The sequence below is a fragment of the Vibrio crassostreae 9ZC13 genome (assembly GCF_000272045.2).
Classification (GTDB): Bacteria; Pseudomonadota; Gammaproteobacteria; order Enterobacterales; family Vibrionaceae; genus Vibrio; species Vibrio crassostreae_C.
The window spans coordinates 371,987-375,775 of sequence record NZ_AJYZ02000019.1 but is presented as its reverse complement, the minus strand read 5'-3'; the positions used below and the strand labels follow the sequence as shown (position 1 = coordinate 375,775).

Genomic DNA, 3,789 nt, shown 5'->3' with positions numbered 1-3,789 from the left:
ATTGCGTTAAATGCCGATGGCACGTTCACTTTTACCCCAGAAAAAGACTACAACGGCGATGTACACTTCAGCTATGACGTTAAGGATGCCCACGGTGGTGTAACACACACCGGTGCAACCACCACGCTTACAGCTGTGCAAGATATTGCGGTGATTTCAGGCACCGATAGCGCGAATATCAAAGAAGATATTCACGTACAGTCGTCGGGGGTAATTGAAACTAACCAGAATCAGCTCAATGTACAGGATCCAGACGCAGGTGAAGCCCTGTTTACGCCTACGGGCACTCCATCGGGGTCGGGTAGCAAAGCAACGGGTAGCTGGGTTGCAGGTGATAAGGGTATAGGGCAGTTCATTCTGCATGCTGACGGCCGTTGGCTCTACAAGGTTGACAACGATAACACCCATATTAACAGTCTCGGCGATGGTGATACCTTTACCGAAACCCTAACCGTTCATTCTAAGGATGGAACGGCGCACACGTTGTCGGCAACGGTTCAGGGCACAAACGATGGGCCTCAAGTAACAAATGTGGCGACGATTGCCACTACCGATGAAGACAGGTCAATCACGCTAACCGAGGCGCAAATTATCGCTGGTATCCATGCGACTGATGCGGAGGGAGATCATCTGAGCATTGATACGCTTCGCGTTGATGCTGCTCACGCGTCGCTGGTACATAATGCCGACGGTACCTATACGATTACTCCTCACGCGAATTATCATGGGGACGTAGCGATTACCGGTACGGTGACCGATGGCGCTATTAGCCAGCCCTTTGCAGATAAGGTTCTGGTAACTTCAGTCAATGATGCTCCTGTCATTTCATCAAACGTGACTTTAGCGGCGGGCACCGAGGATACCGCAGTCACATTGACTGAAGCGCAACTACTGGCCAATGCTTCAGATGTTGATCATGGTGAAACCGCGCTGCTCAGTGTGCATAACCTCAGTGCAGACCACGGCACGATCACCGACAACAAAGACGGTACTTACACCTTCACGCCGGATGCGGATTACAACGGGGCCGTCCATTTTACCTACGACGTGCAAGACCCGCAGGGCGCGACAGTCGCTGCCTCTGCATCAATGAGCCTAGCTGCTGTGGCAGATACACCGATCGTGAATGTTGATATCGCGGATACGGCTGACAATGTTTTGAATGCCAGCGAATCTGCGGCGGCTACTATATCAGGGTCACTTGATCCGAGCGTGGCTTCCACACTGGATCGCATTGAAATCACCGATGGCACAACGACGGTCACCGTCGACAAGGCCAGTATCACCGTTGCAGCAGACGGCACCTATCAAACAACCGCAGATCTTTCCTCCTTAAAAGACGGAGCGCTGACTGTGACGGCGCATGCGACAAGTCATGACGGTACAACCGCAACCTCGACTGACACGATTATCAAAGATAGCGTGGCCACCATCCACGATAATAACGCCAGCATGAACGAAAATCAGCCGGGGATTCATGGCAACTTGATTGTTGATGACGAATCCGGTGTTCAAGTGACCGGCGGGCTGGGCGAACAACAGGGCAACTACGGCAAGTTCGTGATCCATGCTAATGGCTCCTATACCTATACTCCCGATGCTCGGGCGCAAGCACTAAGCCTCAATGAGCATCAGCAAGAAACCTTCACGTTTACGGTCACAGACAAAGCTGGGAATACCGCGACAGAAACCTTCCAAATCACGCTGACAGGGCGTAATGATGGGCCAGTGATTACGAATACAGTGAGCGACTCACAGGGCGCTACAGTAGAAGATGGTGCCACGAGAGTCAGCGGCCAGTTGTCTGCGAGTGATGTGGATACGGGTGACCAACTGTCTTGGGAGGTCGTTGGCAGTGGTTCAAATCCTGGTAAAGGGAACTATGGGAATCTGGCGGTCGTTCCTTCGACCGGCCAGTGGGTTTATCGTCTGGATCAGGGCGCTCATACGCAGGCGCTTGGAGATGGCGAACAAAAACAAGAGACATTCACTCTTAGGGTGACCGACAGTTATGGGGCCAGCGTCGAGCAGACTGTTGTGGTCACTGTGACAGGCACAAACGATACACCAGTGGTTTCATCGAGTGTGACTTTAGCGGCGGGCACCGAGGATACCGCAGTCACATTGACTGAAGCGCAGCTACTGGCCAATGCTTCAGATGTTGATCATGGTGAAACAGCACAGCTCAGTGTGCATAACCTAAACGTAGATCATGGCACGGTCACAAACAATAGAGACGGCACCTATAACTTCACGCCAGATAAAGACTACAACGGCGAGGTGCACTTTACTTACGATGTGAAAGATGCACACGGTGGTGTGACCCACACCGGCGCAACCACCAACTTAGCGGCGGTTAACGACAACCCTGATGTGACACCTTTAACCGACAGTGTCAGTGAGGGGGCCGATAATCATCACCCCCTCAATCTGCTAGTAGGTGCCACAGATAAAGACGGCGACTCTTTAACTATCAGTCACCTTGAATATGCCATCGATGGCCAACCTCAGTCGGGCCAACTTCCAACGGGCATTACCTTAGATGCTGATGGGCATACGTTAATTGTTGATGCCACTGATCCCGCATTTAATCATTTGGCCAATGGTCAGTCGCAACAAATCGCTATCACTTATCAAGTAGAAGATGGCCATGGTGGAAGTACGCAACAAACCGCCACGCTTACGATTGCCGGGACAGATGATAAAGCCACACTGGTTTCTAATGTCATTCAGCTCACTGAAACACAAGCGCTGGATAGCGAATTTAAATCCTATAGAGGCCAGCTTCAGCTGATTGACCCTGATAGTGGCGATAACACTCAGTTTGTTTTTAGCGGTAAATATTTAGGTCAAGGGTTTGCACCTGGTTACCTTGATGTTTGGCCTAATGGCACTTATCAATTCAGATTAAATACAGGTACCAATCATCATCCGGACGATCTAATCAGTAGCCTACATGCTGGCGAGTCGATGGAGCTCCCCTACGAAGTCGAAACCACTGATGGTCAGAAGCTCACCATTATGGTGAAAGTGACCGGTGAAGATAACCAAGCAAAAATTGCAGTGACGCCCTACTCCAGCCTAAATAATCATGTTTACGAAGATCATACTTCCTTTGGCAATACCACCAATCAGCTCAGCAGTGGTGGCACGTTACACGTCATTGACCCGGATCACGACCAAGCCGGTTTTATCGCACAAACCATCACCACCACCGAAGGTGGTCAGTTCAATATCAACGCACAAGGCCATTGGTCATACAACATTGACAATGATAAAGTCCAACATTTAGGCGCAGGGGAAAGCTTCCAGCAAACCTTTACCGTTGAATCTATCGATGGCAGTGCTAAAAAAGATATCACAGTGACCGTTCATGGCACCAATGATGCGCCAGTTGCGTCAGCTGAAGTACGTTTAGCGAATGGCTTGGAAGATAGCAAAATTGTCCTCACCTCAGCACAGCTTCTGGCTAATACTAGCGATGTTGATGACAACGATATTGGCAAACTATCCATTGAAAACCTACAGGCTGACCATGGTGCTATTGCGTTAAATGCCGATGGCACGTTCACTTTTACCCCAGAAAAAGACTACAACGGAGCGGTGCACTTTAGCTATGATGTCAAAGATGCCCACGGTGGTGTGACACACACTGGCGCATCAACGACGCTCTCGGCTGTTGGCGATAAAGCCCAAATCGCTGGCGTTGATACTGGTTCAATAACCGAGAATACCGCTGGCGTTAACATGTCTCCCGATTATGCCCAACCTGGCATAGCCACACTTGGC

General features: G+C 50.4%; 1 protein-coding gene. It reads left to right on the top strand.

Features of this window, described 5'->3' with window-relative positions; all coding sequences use genetic code 11:
- On the top strand, window positions 1-3,789 hold a 3,789-nt coding region (locus A136_RS03065), incomplete at its 3' end, for a cadherin-like domain-containing protein (protein ID WP_431305951.1).